Raw genomic sequence first — 16,008 nt, 5'->3', positions numbered from 1 at the left:
GCATGTGTCAGCGAGAGACACACTGAGCGCCTTGTCTATTCAAGCGAGCCCGACCTCTCAAGGCTGGCCGATTGGCCATCGTCATCGCGGCAGACGATGCCGGCCATGGCGTCGTCGATGGGAATAACCGTGGTGGCGCAATAGCCACGAAAATGGCTGAGCTTGACGGACTTGAGGCGCATGGGGATTTCCTTATCTATAGCTGGCCCAAAAATGCCTTTTGACTAAGGGCATTAAATTTCTTATCTAATTCCCGCCCAGAAAACAGCTGTCGCTCTGCCACTTTATTAATCGGATCAATTATTCGCAGATAGTTCTCTTGATCCTTCATAGGCAAGTCAAAAACTTTAATTTCTTTCAACTCACGAAGATTAAGCGTCTTTTGAGCCACACCCCTAACAAGTCGATCTGCCTGCTGGCGCACAACGCTACTACTCAGCATGCCTGCCAAGAATTGCGGATCAACCATCTGGCGGCTTGGTTTAATATGCGCAATATGGCGCTGAAAGCAAAAGTCCCTGTCACCTGGCACGACAGCTACGTTTCCATAACTGCCTACTGTCGTATATAAAATATCTCCCTTCTCAATGAGAGTCGTGCGCGTTAACTCCGCAAAAGTTTCGCCACTAATAAACTTATTCGTATCATAATTTATTTTCCCATCGACAATATTGCTAATAAAAAGAAACGGAACCCCAGACGATTCCCATTTGGGTGACTGATGGGTTCCATCAGTCACTTTTTCGCAGATACTAATCAACGGTACAACTCGCAGCCCCTTCGGATTGGTCACCGGGTCGCCGAACATGTCCAGAAACACGGCGCGGAGGAAGTCGTCGGCGAGCTTGATGGCTTGCTGGCGTTTGCGGCGGATGGCGTCGGCCTTGTCGAGGATGGCGGCGATGCGCTTTTGTTCGGACAGGGGTGGGAGGGGGATTTCGTGCTGCCAAAATAGCAGCATAGACACTCGCGGCATCTTGGCACCAGCCACCTGCGCACTAACCCAATCGACAAAGCCTTTTGAGCGCAGGTAGTAGGCTAGATACTTACGTTCAAGCCTATCAGCATCAGGCAACATTGGAACCAGCTCAGTAGTGGCTAACCCTTTATCGTTAGGCAGCACCACTTTGTTCAGATATGGCCGCAGCTTTGAATACAAAACATGTCTTTCATCAAAGCCATGTGTTGAGGAGCCGGCTTCTGAAGCAGGCGCAATAATCTTCTGAAGAACCTTTCCTGTATCAGCTTCAATCTGATCCAGATTTAATGTCCACACGTCATCCGTTTCAGCAAAAGTATGCTTGCTAGCCTTTGCTGGCGCGACATCACCCAATTGAACCAAGGGCCAAATCACAGCATCCCCTCCAGCTCATCCAGATCCGCCAGAATTTCCTGCTCCAGCCCTTTGAGCCGTTGCAGAATCACCTTCGGGTCTTCGTACTGCTCCTGCTGGTACTCCACTTCCTTGTAGCGGTTGATGGAGAGGTCGTACTTGTTGGCGGCGATGTCTTCGGCGGGCACGACAAAGGCCTTTTTACGCTTGTCGCCAAACAGGGTGTTGATGGTGCTGGCGCTGATATTGCCCTCTACCATCTGCCGGTATTTGTGCCACTGGGCAATGGCGTCGGGCAGGTCGTTGCTGCCCTCGCCTTTCAGCTCGGTGCGCTTGTCGTCCAGCGAGTAGCCATCGGCCTGCAGGTCATAAAACCATACACGCTCAGTGGTGCCTCCCTTGGTGAAAATCAGGATGGCGGTGCTGACCCCGGCGTAGGGTTTGAACACGCCGCTGGGCAGGCTGACGATGCCTTCCAACTGGTTGTTGTCGAGCAGCTCCTGGCGCAGTTGCTGGTGCGCCTTGCTGGAGCCGAACAGCACGCCGTCCGGCACGATCACCGCGGCGCGGCCACCGAGCTTGAGCGAACGGAGGATGTGGGCGACGAACAGCAGTTCGGTCTTCTTGGTTTTCACCAGGCCGAGCACGTCGGGGTTGGTGTTGGTTTCGTCCAGGCTGCCTTTGAACGGCGGGTTGGCCAACACCACGTCGAAGAAGTCCTGCTCCTGACGCGGGTAGTGCTCCTTGATGGATTTGCTCAGGGAGTCCTGGTAGCGGATGTTCGCGCCGTTCACGCCGTGCAGCATCATGTTCATGCTGGAGACGCGCAGCATGGTGGTGTCGAAGTCGAAACCCCAGAACATCTGGCTGTTGATGTGCTGGCGGTAGGATTCGAGCAGGTCGCCGGAGTAATGCAGGTTGCCGTCTTCGTCGGTGAAGGTGCCTTCAGGGCTGGAGTGCGCGCGATTGAGGTATTCCATGGTGCGGGCGAGGAAGCCGGCGGTGCCGCAGGACGGATCGCAGATCACCTCGGTGGGCTGCGGGGCGATCAGCTCGATCATCGCGTCGATGATATGGCGCGGCGTGCGGAACTGGCCGTTGATGCCGGCGGTGGTGAGCTTGCTCAGCAGGTATTCGTAGATATCGCCCTTTACGTCGCTCTGGGTCAGCGGCAAGTCGTTGACCATCTCTACGGCGGAGGTGAGCACCGACTCGTTCTTGATCTCCAGATCGGCGTCCTGCATGTACTCGCCGATATGCCCCAGGCCCTCTAGCGCACTGCCCTCTTCACCTAGTCCATCGACCGCATCGGACTTTCTACCGAGCTTGGCGAAGTAGGGATAAACGTTCTGCTTGAGGTGTTTGTGCAGCTCCCGGCCGCTCATGTTGCGGAAGTTCTTCCAGCGCAGCAGTTGGCCTTCCGGCGTATTGGGGAACAGACGGTCGAAGGGCTTGCCGGTGCGGTTGGCTTTGCGCTCGGCCACGTCTTCCTGCATGTCGAGCATGCGGGCGAACATCAGGTAGCTGATCTGTTCGATCACAGTCAGCGGGTTGGTGATGCCGCCAGTCCAGAATTTTTCCCAGAGCTTGTCGATATCGTTGCGGATTTTGCCGGTGAGCATTCAGTGGTCTCGATCTGTAGGTTGAGCGGCCATCAGGCGGGTGTGCCGGGCTGGCCGGGGTTCTTCAAAAAGGGTTTGAGCACGGCCACCAGCTCGGTGACATCGGCGGGGGCGAACACGCCGTCGATGCCCTCGTGGGAGATGCTGGAAAACGGCGCGTCGTAGAGTGTTTCAATCACGATGCTGCCGTGCTGGGCGATGTAGTTTTTCAGCAGATTCATAAAGCGCACCTGCTGGGCGGTCAGGCTGGGATGGGCATGGAGGAACTGTTTGAAGTGTTCCTCAATGGCGTGTGCATCCAGGCCAATAATCTCGCGTACGGTGAGGTGCAGTTGATCGGCTGTGCGACCGTAGAACTCGTTGAGCACCTCCAGGCTGACGCCGGGGTGGCTGGTGAGGATGGTCGAGGTCAGGGTTATCAGCTCGCTCTCGGCAATGGGTTCGCCCTTGTGGATTTTCTGCAGGGTCGGGTTAGCGGCGAGCATGTCGGCAAGGATGTCCTTGAGGCGGCGGCGGTAGATCATGGCCTCGCTGGCACCGTTGATATAAACCGCGCGTTCGTCACCCAGCAGGTTGCCATCCTTGGTTTTGGTGGTTCCTATGCCATCACCCGGCCCGGTGCCGGTCTGACGATATTTCATGATGCCGCGCAGTTCCTGGCGGGCGTTTTCCAGCTTGTCGATGCTCGGCTGCAGCCAGAAGTCGGCGCTGCGTACTTCGGCGATCAGGGCATCCTTCTGGCGGACGGCCTGAATGTTAACGGCGAGCTTGTCCAGCTCGGCCAGCAGGGCAATTTTTCCGTCCTCGAAGCAGGTGGCCTGCTCGACCAGGCAGCACTGAATACCGGCGATCAGCTTATCCAGCGCAGTGGCGTGTTTGTCGCGCAGCACGCGGGCCGACATCAACGGGGCAATGGTGTTAGCCAGCAGGTGTTGGGTTTTGCCATCGAACTGCTGCAGCTGCTGGGTTTGTTGCAACTGGTGCACGGCGCGCAGCTCACGCTTTACCGCCACGCTGGTGTCGGGCAGGTCGTTGATGTCAGCACGCAGCAGGGCAATGGCGGCGTCAAAGGCAGCGGCATGGTTGTGGCGTAGGGCGGCTTGGGCCAACGCCAGGCGAGCTTCGAAGGTGGTTTGCAGCAGGGATTTGCTGCCGGTGTCTTCCGGCTCCTGATACTCCTGCTCGAAGAAATCGAAGTTGCCGTAGTGGTCGAAAATCAGGAACTCGGTTTTGTGTTTACCGGGGCCAAACAGGTTTGGACGCAGGCGTGTGCCGCGGCCGATCATCTGCCAGAACTTGACCCAGGATTTGACCGGCTTGGCGAACACCAGGTTGACCACTTCGGGTACGTCGATGCCGGTATCGAGCATGTCCACAGAGATGGCGATGCGGAAGTCGTTATCCGGCTTTTTGAATTCCTTGATCAGGGTGTCCACGTGCGGGATGGCGTTGTGGATGACCTTGCAGACCTTGGTGCCGTATTGCGGGTAGAGCTTGCAAAAGAGCTTTTCCAGGTGCTCGGCGTGGTCCTGACGCTGGGCGAAGACGATGGTTTTGCCGACCAATGAGCCGGTCTCGTCCTTGATGCCGTTGTTGATCAGGTTTTCCAGGATGATGCGGTCGGTGTCTTCACTGAAGATTTTGCGCCCAATGTCCTTGCCGGCGATGGTGGTGCGCTTGGCTTCTTCTTCGCCGAGGTCCTCTTCGAGCTGGCGCTTCTGATCTTCGCTGAGGTCGTTGTAGTGGATGCCGTCGCGTAGGAAGTCCGTGGTGAGGTCCTTCACGCGGAATGGCACCAGATAAGGCGGCTCATTATTGATGGCAGCATCGAGGCCGAACTCGAAAGTCGGGTCGGTGGTTTCGCAGTCGAAAATATCGAAGGTGTTGCGGCTGATGAACTTCACCGGCGTGGCGGTGAGGCCGACCTGCAGCGCGTCGAAGTAGTCGAACAGGTCGCGGTACTTGTTGTAGATGCTGCGGTGGCTTTCGTCGGCGATGATCAGGTCGAAGAAGCCGACGTCGAGCTGGGCGAAGCGGTTCATCATGCCCGGGTAGGTGGCGATGAAGATGCGCGCGGTCTGGTCGACCTTGCCGGTTTCGCCGATCACACAGCGCGGCTCGCTGGGCAGGTTTTGCTTGAAGGCGTCATCGGCCTGCACGCGCAGCTCTTTGCGGTCGCAGAGGAACAGCACGCGTTTGGCCCAGCCGGTACGCAGCAGCAACTCAGCCAAGGCGATGGCCACGCGAGTTTTGCCGGTGCCCGTGGCCTGGATGATCAGGGCTTTGCGGCGCTGCTGCTGGAAGTGCGCGGCGACAGTTTTGATCGCTTCGATCTGGTAGGGGCGGTCGGCAATGCTCAGCTCGGGGTTGTGTTTCTCCAGCGTGGGGACGCGATACTGGCGCTGATAGGCGAGGTATTCCAGGCTGTCCTTGCTGTAGATGCCGTACACCGGGCGATAGGTGTTGTACTGCTTGTCGTCCCAGATAAAGGTTTCGTAGCCGTTGCTGTAGAAAATCACCGGGCGCTGCATGCCCATGCGCTCGAAGCCGTCGGCATACATACGCGCTTGCTCACGTCCAGCTTGCAGGCTGACATTGCCGGATTTCTTGGCCTCGATCACGGCCAGGGGCTGACCGTTGTCGCCCCATAGCACGTAGTCCGCACGGCCCTTGCCAGAGACGTTGCCGGGGAAATCGACCTCCACTTCCTGGCCGACCTGCGCGGGGTTGCTGACATCCCAGCCGGCTTGCAGGAGCATGGCGTCGATCAGCAATGCGCGGGTTTTGGCTTCGTTCCACTGCAGGCTGTCGGCCACCTGCTGGCTCTGCTGCTGACGCTTTTGCTGGTCAGGCTTGGCAGGCGGGTCGACCTTGTCGAGGTGGCGGGTGCGCTCCTGCTCCAGCTTGTCCATCACGCTCTGCAGCGCTTCCTGCTGCTGGTTGAGTTCCTTCTCATAGCTGGAGACGGTTTTCTGCAGGCTGGCCAGCATCGCCGCTGGGTCTTTGACCTCGGCAAATGCGGGGATCGAAGCTTGCGCGGTGCCGTAGTACTTGATGGCCATGTACATGGCCAACTGGTAGGCGGTCTTCAGGGCTAGCTGGGCATTACGCAAATCGCCTTCGGCACCATGGGCGGTGTCGTTGCCCTGGATGCGCAGGAAGTTGATCTGGTGTACCAGGGGCTTGCTGACGCAATCAACAAACACAGGGTTTTTAACCAGTTCGTAGAAACTCGACTGCGGCATGCGCGGCAGCAGTTCTTCCTTGTAGATAGCCTTGGTCAGCTCTTCGGCGAAGCTACGCAGGCGAGTGAGCGCGCTGCCCGGATCGATGTGCAGTACCGCCTCGGCAAGACCGGCGAGGTTGGCCAGCAGCTCGTTGCCGGGGCGGAGGAACTCGAAGTTGACTGATTTCATAAAGGCGATTCTGTCCATGTCGGTCCTATAGCGAGGACCGTGCCAGTTTTATTCGATGCCGTATTTGTCCATCCAGTTGCTCAGCGTTTGCTGGCTTTTAAGGCCTAGCAGGCTGGCCGCCCGGGTTTTATTGTTGCCGGTAAGTGTGAGCGCCTTACGCAGATAATGCCCTGCCACTTCAGCAATTACCTGTTGTAGATCAATACCTTGCGTAACATCCATAGCCAATATATCGGCCTGCACTTGCGGCAACTTAAACAGTGCTTGCTCGATATCATGAGCCGCTATCAGATCGCCCCGACACCAGAGCGCTGCGCGCAACAAGGTGGACTGTAGTTCACGGACATTGCCACGCCATGGGTGCTGAAGAATAAGGTTTTTTGCTTCTGCGGAAATTTTCTTATCACCGAGATTGGCGTCCTGGCTGGCAATGCCTGCCAGCAGCTTTTCGGAGAGCAATAGCAGATCACCTTCGCGCTCTCTGAGCGGCGGGAGGTGCAGCACACCCACGGCGATGCGATAGAACAGGTCTTCACGGAAGCGCCCGTGAGCTACTTCCTGCATCAGATTACGGTGAGTGGCGGTGATCAGCCGCACATCGACTGTGAGCTCTTGGTTGGAGCCTACTGGGGTGAAGGCGCCTTCCTGCAGTACGCGCAGCAGTCGCACCTGTACATCTGGGGTCAGCTCGCCAAACTCATCCAGAAATAGCGTGCCGCCATGGGCCTGTTGGAACACCCCGGGCCGATCCGCAATTGCGCCGGTGAATGCGCCCTTCTTGTGGCCAAACAAGGTGGAGTCGATCAGCTCCGGCACGATGGCACCGCAGTTCACCGCAACAAAGGGTGCAGCAGAACGTGGGCCCGCATTGTGAATGGCGCGGGCAAACAGCTCTTTGCCGGTGCCGGTTTCACCGTAAATGAGCACCGGCACCTGCTTCGCCGAAAGTATCTGCGCCTGCGCCTTGAGGGCCATCATGCGCTCGCTCTGCGTCACGATGCTGTCGAAGGCTGCATCCACAGGCGCATCCAGCCCGGCGAGCTGAACCAGCTTGTCGGTGCTAATGGCATTGGCCGCCGGTACATACTCGGCCGCGATTTCAAACGGCACTTCGACCCGCTGAACGCCTTGCTGAAGGGAGGACTGGTAGAAGGTCGCCGGGTAGCGCGTTTTGCCCAGCAGAATCCACACCGCTTGCATGGCCGGTGTGCCGGGGCTGAGCAGAATGGAGAGCTGATTGGCGGAAGTATTCAGCCGCTTTAAATGCTGACTGGCGGCCTGGTAGATCTCGCCGAAATGAACGGGGGAAGACAGGGAAAAGTAATGCGCGGTGATGGGTACATCGACCTGCTGGCGCAGCCAGGCCAGGTAGGGCTCCACTAGCTCGGAGGGGTATGAGCAGAGCAGTTCGACGCTATCGAAGGACACCGTGTTCAGCGTCGCCAGAATCGGGCCTGCCTCAGCACCTGCAACTGCCTTGAGATCATTCCCGCCAACCCAGCTGGCCAATACGCACTGCTTCTTTACCACTGTCCCTGTACTCCCGGCCTCCCTATTGCCCATCAGCGGGCAGGAGAAAAAATGTGCTCTGGTTCGCGCCTTGGATAGTAACCAATACGCTGATCCGGGTCTTTAACTGCCTGACTGGATGTTCAAGTTGCGCTTTGCCGACAGGGGAACCGTTGATCTAAACGCAGCTCGGCGGGTGAATGGATCACGCTCGCCGCTGCCAGGGGGAGAACAATGAAGGGGCCTTTCGGCCCCTTCTGCACTTAGTTAGCCAATAAGCTTTCAAGCTTCTCGATCAGAAAGTCCAGCGGGCTGCGGCCCTCCAGGCGCTTTTCGAACACTTCATTGCGGTGGTAGGCGACCCAGGTTTCAAGGGCATGCCGGTTATCCTTCTCGTAGCCGGAGCCGAGGACGCAGATAAGCTCGGTGCCATGGGGGTTCTCAAGGTAGTGACTCATAGCTGAAGCCAGATGCTTGAGGTACTTATGCTCGCGGGCCTCCATAGATGGATGCAGAGGGGTCACGATGTCGCATTTGATCAGTTTCATGGTGGAACTCCTCAGGCCTTGAGATTAGCTTTGATCAGGTTGTCGAAGGCACTGCCATCACGGCGGGTCAGGTTGGGCACATAGCGCGAATAGACACGGAACAGCATCTCGGTGGTGGTATGCCCCATCTGCCGGGCGATCCACTCCGGGTTTTCACCAGCCGCCAACCACAGGGTCGCGGCTGTATGACGAGTTTGGTAGGGGCGCCGCCGCCGCAACCCCAGGTGCCGCAGCAGCGGGTACCAAACCCGGTCGTTGATGTTGCGGTATGCGTGCGGCGTACCTTCGCGGGTGCAGAAGACGAACTGCCCACTGCCGTTTTTCTCGCGCTGGCCGATGAGCGCCTGATAAACCGGCTCGGACATATCGATCTCACGCTGCGAACCGTCGTTCTTGGTGTAGTCGAGCTTGCCGCCCACCCAGGTCTCACGGATCAAAATCTGCCGCCGCTGAAAGTCGACGTACTTCCACTGCAAACCATCAATTTCGGCCGTCCGCATGCCGGTGAAGAAACGCACCGTGTAGTAGTTGCGGAAATCGTCACGCACTGTGCCGAGGATCTGCAGCACCTCATCCAGAGTGAAGGGCTCCACGTCTGTCTTGGGGACTTTCAGTGATTTGATGTTGAGGTATGGCGAGGTAAACTCGAAGCGGTCAGCTGCCTCACTAAGGATCATGCGCAATGGCGTCATGATGTGGTTGATTCGCGTCGCTGTCAGACTCTGACCTTTCTGCCCGGGGACTTTGCCGAGTGCCGAGCGGAATGACAGAAGTTCTGCTTTGGTGATGGCGCTGACCTCTTTCTTACCGAACTCAGGCAGCAAATGCTTATCAAGGGTAAGGCGCACGGTTTTGGCGTGCGTATCACGCCATTCGACCCTCATCTCCTCAAACCACAGTTCTGCAAAATCCTTGAACAGTGGTGTTTTCAGCAATGCACAGCCAGCCTGCAGCCGACTGATCTCTAGCACTTTGCTGCTTTGGGGGAAGTAGGTGGCGTAGTCGAAGCTTCCGAGGGTGATTTCCGCCTCTATGCGCTCGAGGATCTTTGCCAGCTTTTTCCGGTTAGCGGGCGTATCAGGCAGCGTGGTCTGCTCGCGGCAGCGCTGATCCAGGTAGGTGAAGTCAAAGAACAACTTCTCGTTGTCGGCGCGGGCACGAATCTTACCCATGGCAGATGCCCCCGCCGGCCATAGGAACCAGCCCGGAAGTCCGCGAGAATTTCTGCATGTCTTCTTCGACGGCTTCCCAGATGAAAAGGATCTTGCGGCCGCCAAAGGGGCGGAAGTAGTGGATCCCCTCGAGCAGGACTGAATCTTTCAAGCGATTACGGATGGTGCGCGCGTCGTACTTCATGCGCGTGGCCAACTCTTCGGTAGTCAGGTATGTGTGAGACATGGCTATGCCCTCTCTGCTAAATTGAACGTCAGCGGATTCTTATGAGCTTCTGAAAACTCATAATGATCTCCTGCAGATCAATATAACGCTCATTTTGAGCTTTGCAAGGGCAAAATGATCTTCTGAAGATCATTTTTCGGAGATTAGAATGGTCAAGTGCCATTTATCTCGCTTACTGGGCGAGCGGAAGCTGAAAATCAGTGACGTAGTCAGGGATACAGGAATGAATCGCGGAACCCTCACGCGGCTCTATCACGAGACCGCGCAGCGGGTGGAGCTCAAGGACCTAGAAACGATCTGCCAGTACCTGAACTGCCAGGTGGGCGATTTGCTGGAACTGCAGGATGATCCGGAGGGCTGAATGCCCTCCTACCCTTTCATGCTCGGAAATGCCAGTCGATCGAAGTCATCAGAAAGAGGTAGCGCAATGCTGCGCCGGAATGATGGTTCCTTTCCTGATCAGTGAAACCCGCACCTGTAAGGCGTAGCCTAGCGCGGATCCCGAGGTGCATATTCTCAACAAGCCTGTTCTCGGGCACCTGCTCTATAAACTTCAAACGGGGCTTCCGTAACACTTTTCGCCAAAGGCTTTTGGTTCGCTTGGGTGCGCGATCATCGTAAATGATGAACTCAATATCGGCAGAAGGAATGCGCAGCTCAGACAGCACCCATAGGTACTCTCGAACGCTCTGCTCATCCTGCCCAGAGTGGAATCGCAACGTCGTATCGCTCGCCCAGCAGCGCTCGACGAAATCATCCAGAACCCTGTTAGTTTTTGCCTTATATCTGCCGTCAAGCAATCGGTAGAGCCGGTCAGCGTAGGCAGCTACGCCAGCTAAACCTCCGTGTTTGGGCGGCCTGGGCACCAGCTCAACTTTACCGTTCGGGTCGCAAGTCGCCGAACCGCTAAGGCGGTGCTTACCAAGCTGACGGATATACCTTGCCCGCTCCAGCATGGCCGATCGATCCGCATCGGAAAACTCCACCCAGTCCATGTTGACCGACTGTCCTGATGCTTCCGCGTACGCTTGGTATGCGAGCATGGACGAGATTTCATTCATCCTTGTCAGAGCCCTCCCTTCGCCATTCGATTCTATGGGGCTCATCGGGTAGCTGACTTTGCGACGTTTACTGCGTTTGTATACCCCGATACGACCGATGATGCGCCGCATATGGCGGATCTCAGCTGGCAACCCTGGCGCAGCCAAATCTTCTGGCTTACTTGGCAGGCTGACCCCGGCAATTTTTGCGATGACATGGCCAGGGGGCCAAAACTTGGGCTCCCATTGCCAGCACAACGCCGATAGCCAAGACATGCAGTGCACATAGTGCAGCAGCGACGTCTTGGGGCTCGCATGGCCGAGCACAGCGCTGGTGATATGGATTACACGGCGGGTGGCGGCTTCCCGGGAATGGAAAAACGCATTATTTAACCTTTCTGCATCCAGCAACCACGCCATCGTCTGAGATTGCTCACCGAAGAGAAGTCGAGCGTTCTCGCATGCCCCTAACGCGGTGGCGGCCAGCTTGAAGGTAAGCCAGGTTGCAGCCGAGTGCCGCAGGTGGTGGTAGTGCATATCGGAGCATCTTGTAACCCGGCGGAGGGAGGCATGAATTGCAGGTAACAAGGTGGATTCGGAAACCCATCGTGTCTGCAGCTCGGGGATACAGAACAGAAATTCCGAATATGGACTTTTGTCCTCTTCGTCATCACGCAACCGCGCCAGGCGCTCTATCACCTGCAGCTCATCTGGCTCGAGCAACACATGGAGCGGCAGCGTACGCGTTGAGTTGCGCGTTTTGAGCGCACGCTGAGAGTGGGGGCGAATATGCAGAGCCGCGGGGAGGTTGAGCGCGGTTCGCTGCTCAGCCGATAGCGGCTTCAGGTTCGGATGCCGTCTACGCAGTGCAGCTGCACGTGAGGCAGAGAGCGTCGGTAACTGCAGATCGCGGCGCAGCAACTTCAGCGACTCATTACGCCGCAATCCCAGTCGGTACCCGAAAATCACCATAGCCTGCGCGACCATAGCGATACGCGGCGATCGGTGGCTTAGCGGGCCTATGGCCAGGTCTCGCAGCACCTGACGATATTGCTCTTCATTGATGATCTGGGCATCAACGAACTGAGGCGTTTTCCCAATACCCAATGCGGCATAGGGGCTGATTGGTGGATAGGAGAAGCTGTTTTGCAGGTATCCATGAAATTCCAGCAGGCCCTTGGCTAAGTTTCTCCTCATTGGCGCCGTGGGTTGTACCTCCAGCAGCGTTTCATACAACTCCTCTAACGCGTCCGGCGGAACGTCTAGGATCGTCCCGACGGACAATAGATTGTCCAACCCAGCGCCGACGTCTCGAACGTAGTTGGCGACTGTTTTAGGCTGCAACGGGTTGCCATAAAACGAGCGGCCATGAAGGAGATACGACGCCCAACCGGTTATCAACGCCTCGAGAGTCTTAGGTAAATGTTCCTCATCGCGTATTGAAACCCGTCTTTTACGGACGTTGCGACATAACGCCGTCAGCCATCCAGGAACACGTTGTTCGGCCCTACGCAGCTGGTGTTTCTTGCGATTTCGTTTTTCTTCGTGGTTCGAAGATGATGGTTCCCCATGTAGATGCAGCCATGAGTCCGTCAGAACAGAATGCGTCACGTAACCGTATCTGGTGGTGTAATTGATCAACAGCTGCGGTAGCTGCGTTTGGCGCTTGATACGCAGCAGCTCAAACAGTCGACTGAGAGACGCGGGTTGGCTCTGATTATCTACCCCACCTACGGCCAATGCCGCCTGAATACAGTGAAGTTTTCCATCCCTCTTGGACAGATAAGGTCTCAATTCACTTAGATCTGGAGCGCAACGGGACATCAGTGCGAGTGTTATCGGATCTGGGAACCACTGCCGACTCTCAGCCTCGGATTGCCCACGGATTGAAAGCTTGAGCCGGAACTCTGGTATCCCAGATACCCAAATAATCTGACCTACATCAAGCTGGGTCAGCGCATTTAGCTGGGGGATGTCCATCAGCGCGCCATAGTAGGCGGCGCTCAGCAGGAGTAGCCCAACCCGGCAGTGGGGGGGGAGTTGCTCCAGGTCGTGTCTCAGCGCCCGTTCCAGCGAATCGATCACGTCTCGACTGGCTGAGATGTTCTCTGCTGTATACAAGTCGGGATTGATTGGATTTGCGGGACGCCGCGTGTCGATCGCTATGTGGGCAAGCGGCAGGCTCGGGTTGAATCGCCGCGCCCGGCTTGTTACGTCTCGCAGTGCATTGCGTAATGTCGAGCTTTCAAGCTGATTCTCAAGCTCCCGCATCTTTTCGACAGGAAAATTTCTCAGCGAACGTTTACCGCAGAGCCATTCTCCGATGACATTGTTGGAGTCTCTGCAGCGCTCCTTGAGCGTCTGAAGAAATTCGCTCTTCCATTCTGGATCGTATTTTTCAGGACTCCAAATTGCTGACAGCGTTTCCTCAGAAAGGGTCGAAATGGTCATTTAGCCTCCTTAACTAGGTGGCTGTTGCGAACCATCCAACCGAGCTCTCTCATCAGCGGCAATAAGTACGCATGGAGGCTCTGGACATAAGCGCCAGGACAAAAGCTTGAGAACGACTCTTGGGGCGCCTCGCCATGCAGCCAGTGCCCCATGAATGCGGCAAGCGTTTCAGGCGGGCACCCACGCTCTGCGAGCTCAGTCCTCAGCAACTTGCGGAAACCGTTCACTGGATGGGGTGTAAAACCAACCACTTGCCGCATGTATGCGTCGATATGTGACGGACGGATTTCCTCGTAGTACAGCCGGTTGTCATCAGCAAACCGCAGGAAAAAACCGGACTTAGGAGGAGTCTGTGCAGGTAGTCCGTATTTGAACTTCACACGAATTGCACAGCAGTGCGCGTCGTAGGCCTCTAGCTGCCGACGCAGTAGCTCAGGCATCACTACCAGACGGCTCATGTGACCGTCATCTGCGCCTTTATCGCCCAGTGCGCCGTGGCCACTTCGTTGCTCGAACTCTTCCACTGCTTTTAGCGGGTTGCGGATGGCTCGACACGCGGTCGCCATTAGGAACATGAGGATGGTCCAGAGCGTCAGGCAGTTGTGCCAATGAATCAGCTCTTGAATATCTTTTCGTGGGCGTTTGCGCAGCACTGCGAGCAATGCTTCAAGATTGTTTTTCACAGCGCTAAGTTTCAGACAATTTCGGGCACCAACCGCCGCCTCTGAAGACCTAATAACGTTAGTAACTGGCGCCTCCAAACCTACTGTGCCGTAAATAGCGGCCAATACCTTTTGCACTGAATTACAATAGAGGCTTCTTAGGTGAATGGCGCTGTATTGGGTGTAATAAAGCGCAGTATTGGCCGACAGACAAGGCAGCCCGGACAACATAGTCGCCGCAACTACATCGTGTGTGTCGGTAATTATTTGGCGATGTAGATAGGATCTAATTTTGTGGACCGTATACCTAGGATCTCCACCCCCCAAGTCTCTCAACAGGACACGGACTGCGCTCTCAATTTCCTTAACTTTTCTGGTAAACACGGCCGTTCCGGTCGTAGATGTCAGCGCTCTGACTCCAAATACTAACGTCGCGGCTCCCACCATATCCGGTACTGAAACTGCCGATCCCGCCTTTCGAACCGTCCCAGGGGGCAGTTGCTCCTCCGCGGCGTAGTCGGGTGTAGGTACTAAAAACCTAAACTCAGCAGACTCCAGGTCTTTAGCAGGTATAAGCTCAAACGCCCCCCGCGGGCGCGCGCCGCCCTCAGAGATTTGTAGTTTTGTGCAATCCTCAAGTGACCTGCCGAACCAGAGCATGAGATGTAGGGCGAGTAGCGCCTCCATGCGCGTACGGATTCCTACTTGCTCCGATAGTGGCGCTGTGCGGAACCGCTCCCGGCAATGCAAAAACTCGTCAGTGACGCTAAACAGCAAAATTGCTAGCTCGGGCAACGTCAGCAGGCTGTATCCGAACGGCAGGAACTGCCGACTACGCGCAATATGGGCGAGGATGCCCTGATGACTGAGCAGTTCGGCGACAAATGGCCTCACCTCGCCGCCGGTATCGATCAAACAGATATCATCTGGCGCCGTGATTTCGCCGTCGGGCAACTCCTCGTCAAGATCATGGTCTAGCCGTGGAACAACAAAACTAATATGGCCTGGCAGTAGATCGGGATCGTCCGGATCATCCAGAGGGAATTTGGTTACCCCTTGACTGACTAGCACACCTAATCCAGAGCGGACCGGCATCCTGCCTCGATAATTGCCGCCGCCACGACGCTCAGGTGGCTGATCGCCCCCGCAATAACGAACTAGCCGGGTAACAGCAGGAAAGGCCTCAGCATGGACGTCGACTGAAATACTGGGATCGAAAACTGTGCAGCTCCGCATAAATATGGCTGGACTAGACCAAATATTTAGCTCTGCAGGGACGGTCAGTAGTTCTTGCGCGCAAAGCGTACGCAACTTGAGATATGCATTGTATTTCTGGCCGCGAAGGTCCGATGCACCAGAGCTCTCCTGATGCGCCACCAGTAGCTGGCCTACAAGCCGGTAGTAATCTGGCGCGCCATCAACATCGGCCGGCTCATGCCATAACATTGCATACGGGAATGCGTAATCCTGGACGCCCTGTCCAATGATTGGATTACGCCTGCGCGCCTCGTCTCCGGAAAAATAGCGAGGGCCCAGGGCTGAGATGAACCGCGGATTGCTCCTATTAGAAATTATCCAGTGACACTCATGCCGCCAGACCATGAGATCAAAATCACCGACGAACAGAACCGGCGGCTTTTCCATTTCATTCAGCGCGTTTAACAACCCTTGGATTATTCGGGGAAAATCTATGAGCTGAGGATGAGCATCTATAAATTTCAGAATCTCTGTTATGACAGTTACGTCACGCCCGGAGCCTGCTGCCAGCTGTAGCAGCTCTTTGAATGGGGTTTCGCAGCCGGCATCCCTTGGCTGGCTTAGTGAGTTCGACATCAGCTAGTCCTATCGTGTGAGTACTAGCTAATAGTGCTAAGCCGAAGTCCCCCGATTCGGGGGCATGCCATGGAATCCAGGAGCTAGTTCTGATTTTTCAGAATCGGCTGACATCACACCTGGTTTTCCGCGCATGCGCGGAAAACCAGGTCGATACGCCGAGTATTCTCATACGGATTCCGCGCATGCGCGGGTT

The 16,008-nt window shown here is 56.2% G+C and carries 11 protein-coding genes; 1 reads left to right on the top strand and 10 read right to left on the bottom strand.

The window, feature by feature from the left end; all coding sequences use genetic code 11:
• Positions 1-35: 35 nt before the first annotated feature.
• The 8 genes from PSTU_RS21850 to PSTU_RS0115620 all read right to left on the bottom strand — a co-directional run bounded on the left by PSTU_RS21850 (position 36) and on the right by PSTU_RS0115620 (position 9,826).
• A complete protein-coding gene (locus PSTU_RS21850; protein WP_019341969.1) occupies positions 36-182 on the bottom strand; it encodes a hypothetical protein in 147 nt (48 codons plus the stop codon).
• A gap of 14 nt (positions 183-196) precedes the next feature.
• Positions 197-1,354, bottom strand: coding sequence for a restriction endonuclease subunit S (locus PSTU_RS0115650; protein ID WP_019341968.1), 1,158 nt, complete (start codon positions 1,352-1,354; stop codon positions 197-199).
• On the bottom strand, positions 1,351-2,955 hold the full coding sequence (locus PSTU_RS0115645) for a type I restriction-modification system subunit M (RefSeq protein ID WP_019341967.1): 1,605 nt from the start codon (positions 2,953-2,955) through the stop codon (positions 1,351-1,353). Before PSTU_RS0115645 ends, PSTU_RS0115650 begins: the two co-directional genes overlap by 4 nt.
• A 32-nt stretch (positions 2,956-2,987) precedes the next feature.
• A complete protein-coding gene (locus PSTU_RS0115640) occupies positions 2,988-6,371 on the bottom strand; it encodes a DEAD/DEAH box helicase family protein (RefSeq protein WP_019341966.1) in 3,384 nt (1,127 codons plus the stop codon).
• Between the two features lie 48 nt (positions 6,372-6,419).
• Positions 6,420-7,901 carry a sigma-54 interaction domain-containing protein gene (locus tag PSTU_RS0115635; protein WP_029404826.1) on the bottom strand — a complete coding sequence of 494 codons (1,482 nt, stop codon included), beginning with the start codon at positions 7,899-7,901 and terminating at the stop codon, positions 6,420-6,422.
• Positions 7,902-8,143: 242 nt separating this feature from the next.
• A complete protein-coding gene (locus tag PSTU_RS0115630; protein WP_019341964.1) occupies positions 8,144-8,428 on the bottom strand; it encodes a hypothetical protein in 285 nt (94 codons plus the stop codon).
• A gap of 11 nt (positions 8,429-8,439) precedes the next feature.
• Positions 8,440-9,600, bottom strand: a complete 1,161-nt coding sequence (locus PSTU_RS0115625) for a site-specific integrase (protein WP_019341963.1) — start codon at positions 9,598-9,600, stop codon at positions 8,440-8,442.
• Complete coding sequence (locus PSTU_RS0115620; protein WP_019341962.1) at positions 9,593-9,826, bottom strand: hypothetical protein; 234 nt, start codon at positions 9,824-9,826, stop codon at positions 9,593-9,595. The genes PSTU_RS0115625 and PSTU_RS0115620 overlap by 8 nt, the downstream gene beginning before the upstream one ends.
• A gap of 148 nt (positions 9,827-9,974) precedes the next feature.
• On the opposite strand from PSTU_RS0115620, the gene PSTU_RS0115615 reads away from it, so the two are divergent.
• Positions 9,975-10,187: a helix-turn-helix domain-containing protein gene (locus PSTU_RS0115615; protein WP_019341961.1), complete on the top strand. Its 213-nt coding sequence runs from the start codon at positions 9,975-9,977 to the stop codon at positions 10,185-10,187.
• Between the two features lie 16 nt (positions 10,188-10,203).
• Here the strand turns inward: PSTU_RS0115615 and PSTU_RS20910 are convergent, their stop codons facing one another.
• Complete coding sequence (locus PSTU_RS20910; RefSeq protein WP_019341960.1) at positions 10,204-13,317, bottom strand: site-specific integrase; 3,114 nt, start codon at positions 13,315-13,317, stop codon at positions 10,204-10,206.
• A complete protein-coding gene (locus PSTU_RS21090) occupies positions 13,314-15,812 on the bottom strand; it encodes a site-specific integrase (protein WP_019341959.1) in 2,499 nt (832 codons plus the stop codon). Before PSTU_RS21090 ends, PSTU_RS20910 begins: the two co-directional genes overlap by 4 nt.
• Positions 15,813-16,008: the final 196 nt, after the last annotated feature.

Source organism: Stutzerimonas stutzeri SDM-LAC (assembly GCF_000235745.1).
Lineage (GTDB): Bacteria > Pseudomonadota > Gammaproteobacteria > Pseudomonadales > Pseudomonadaceae > Stutzerimonas > Stutzerimonas stutzeri_H.
This window is presented reverse-complemented; position numbering and strand designations above follow the sequence as displayed.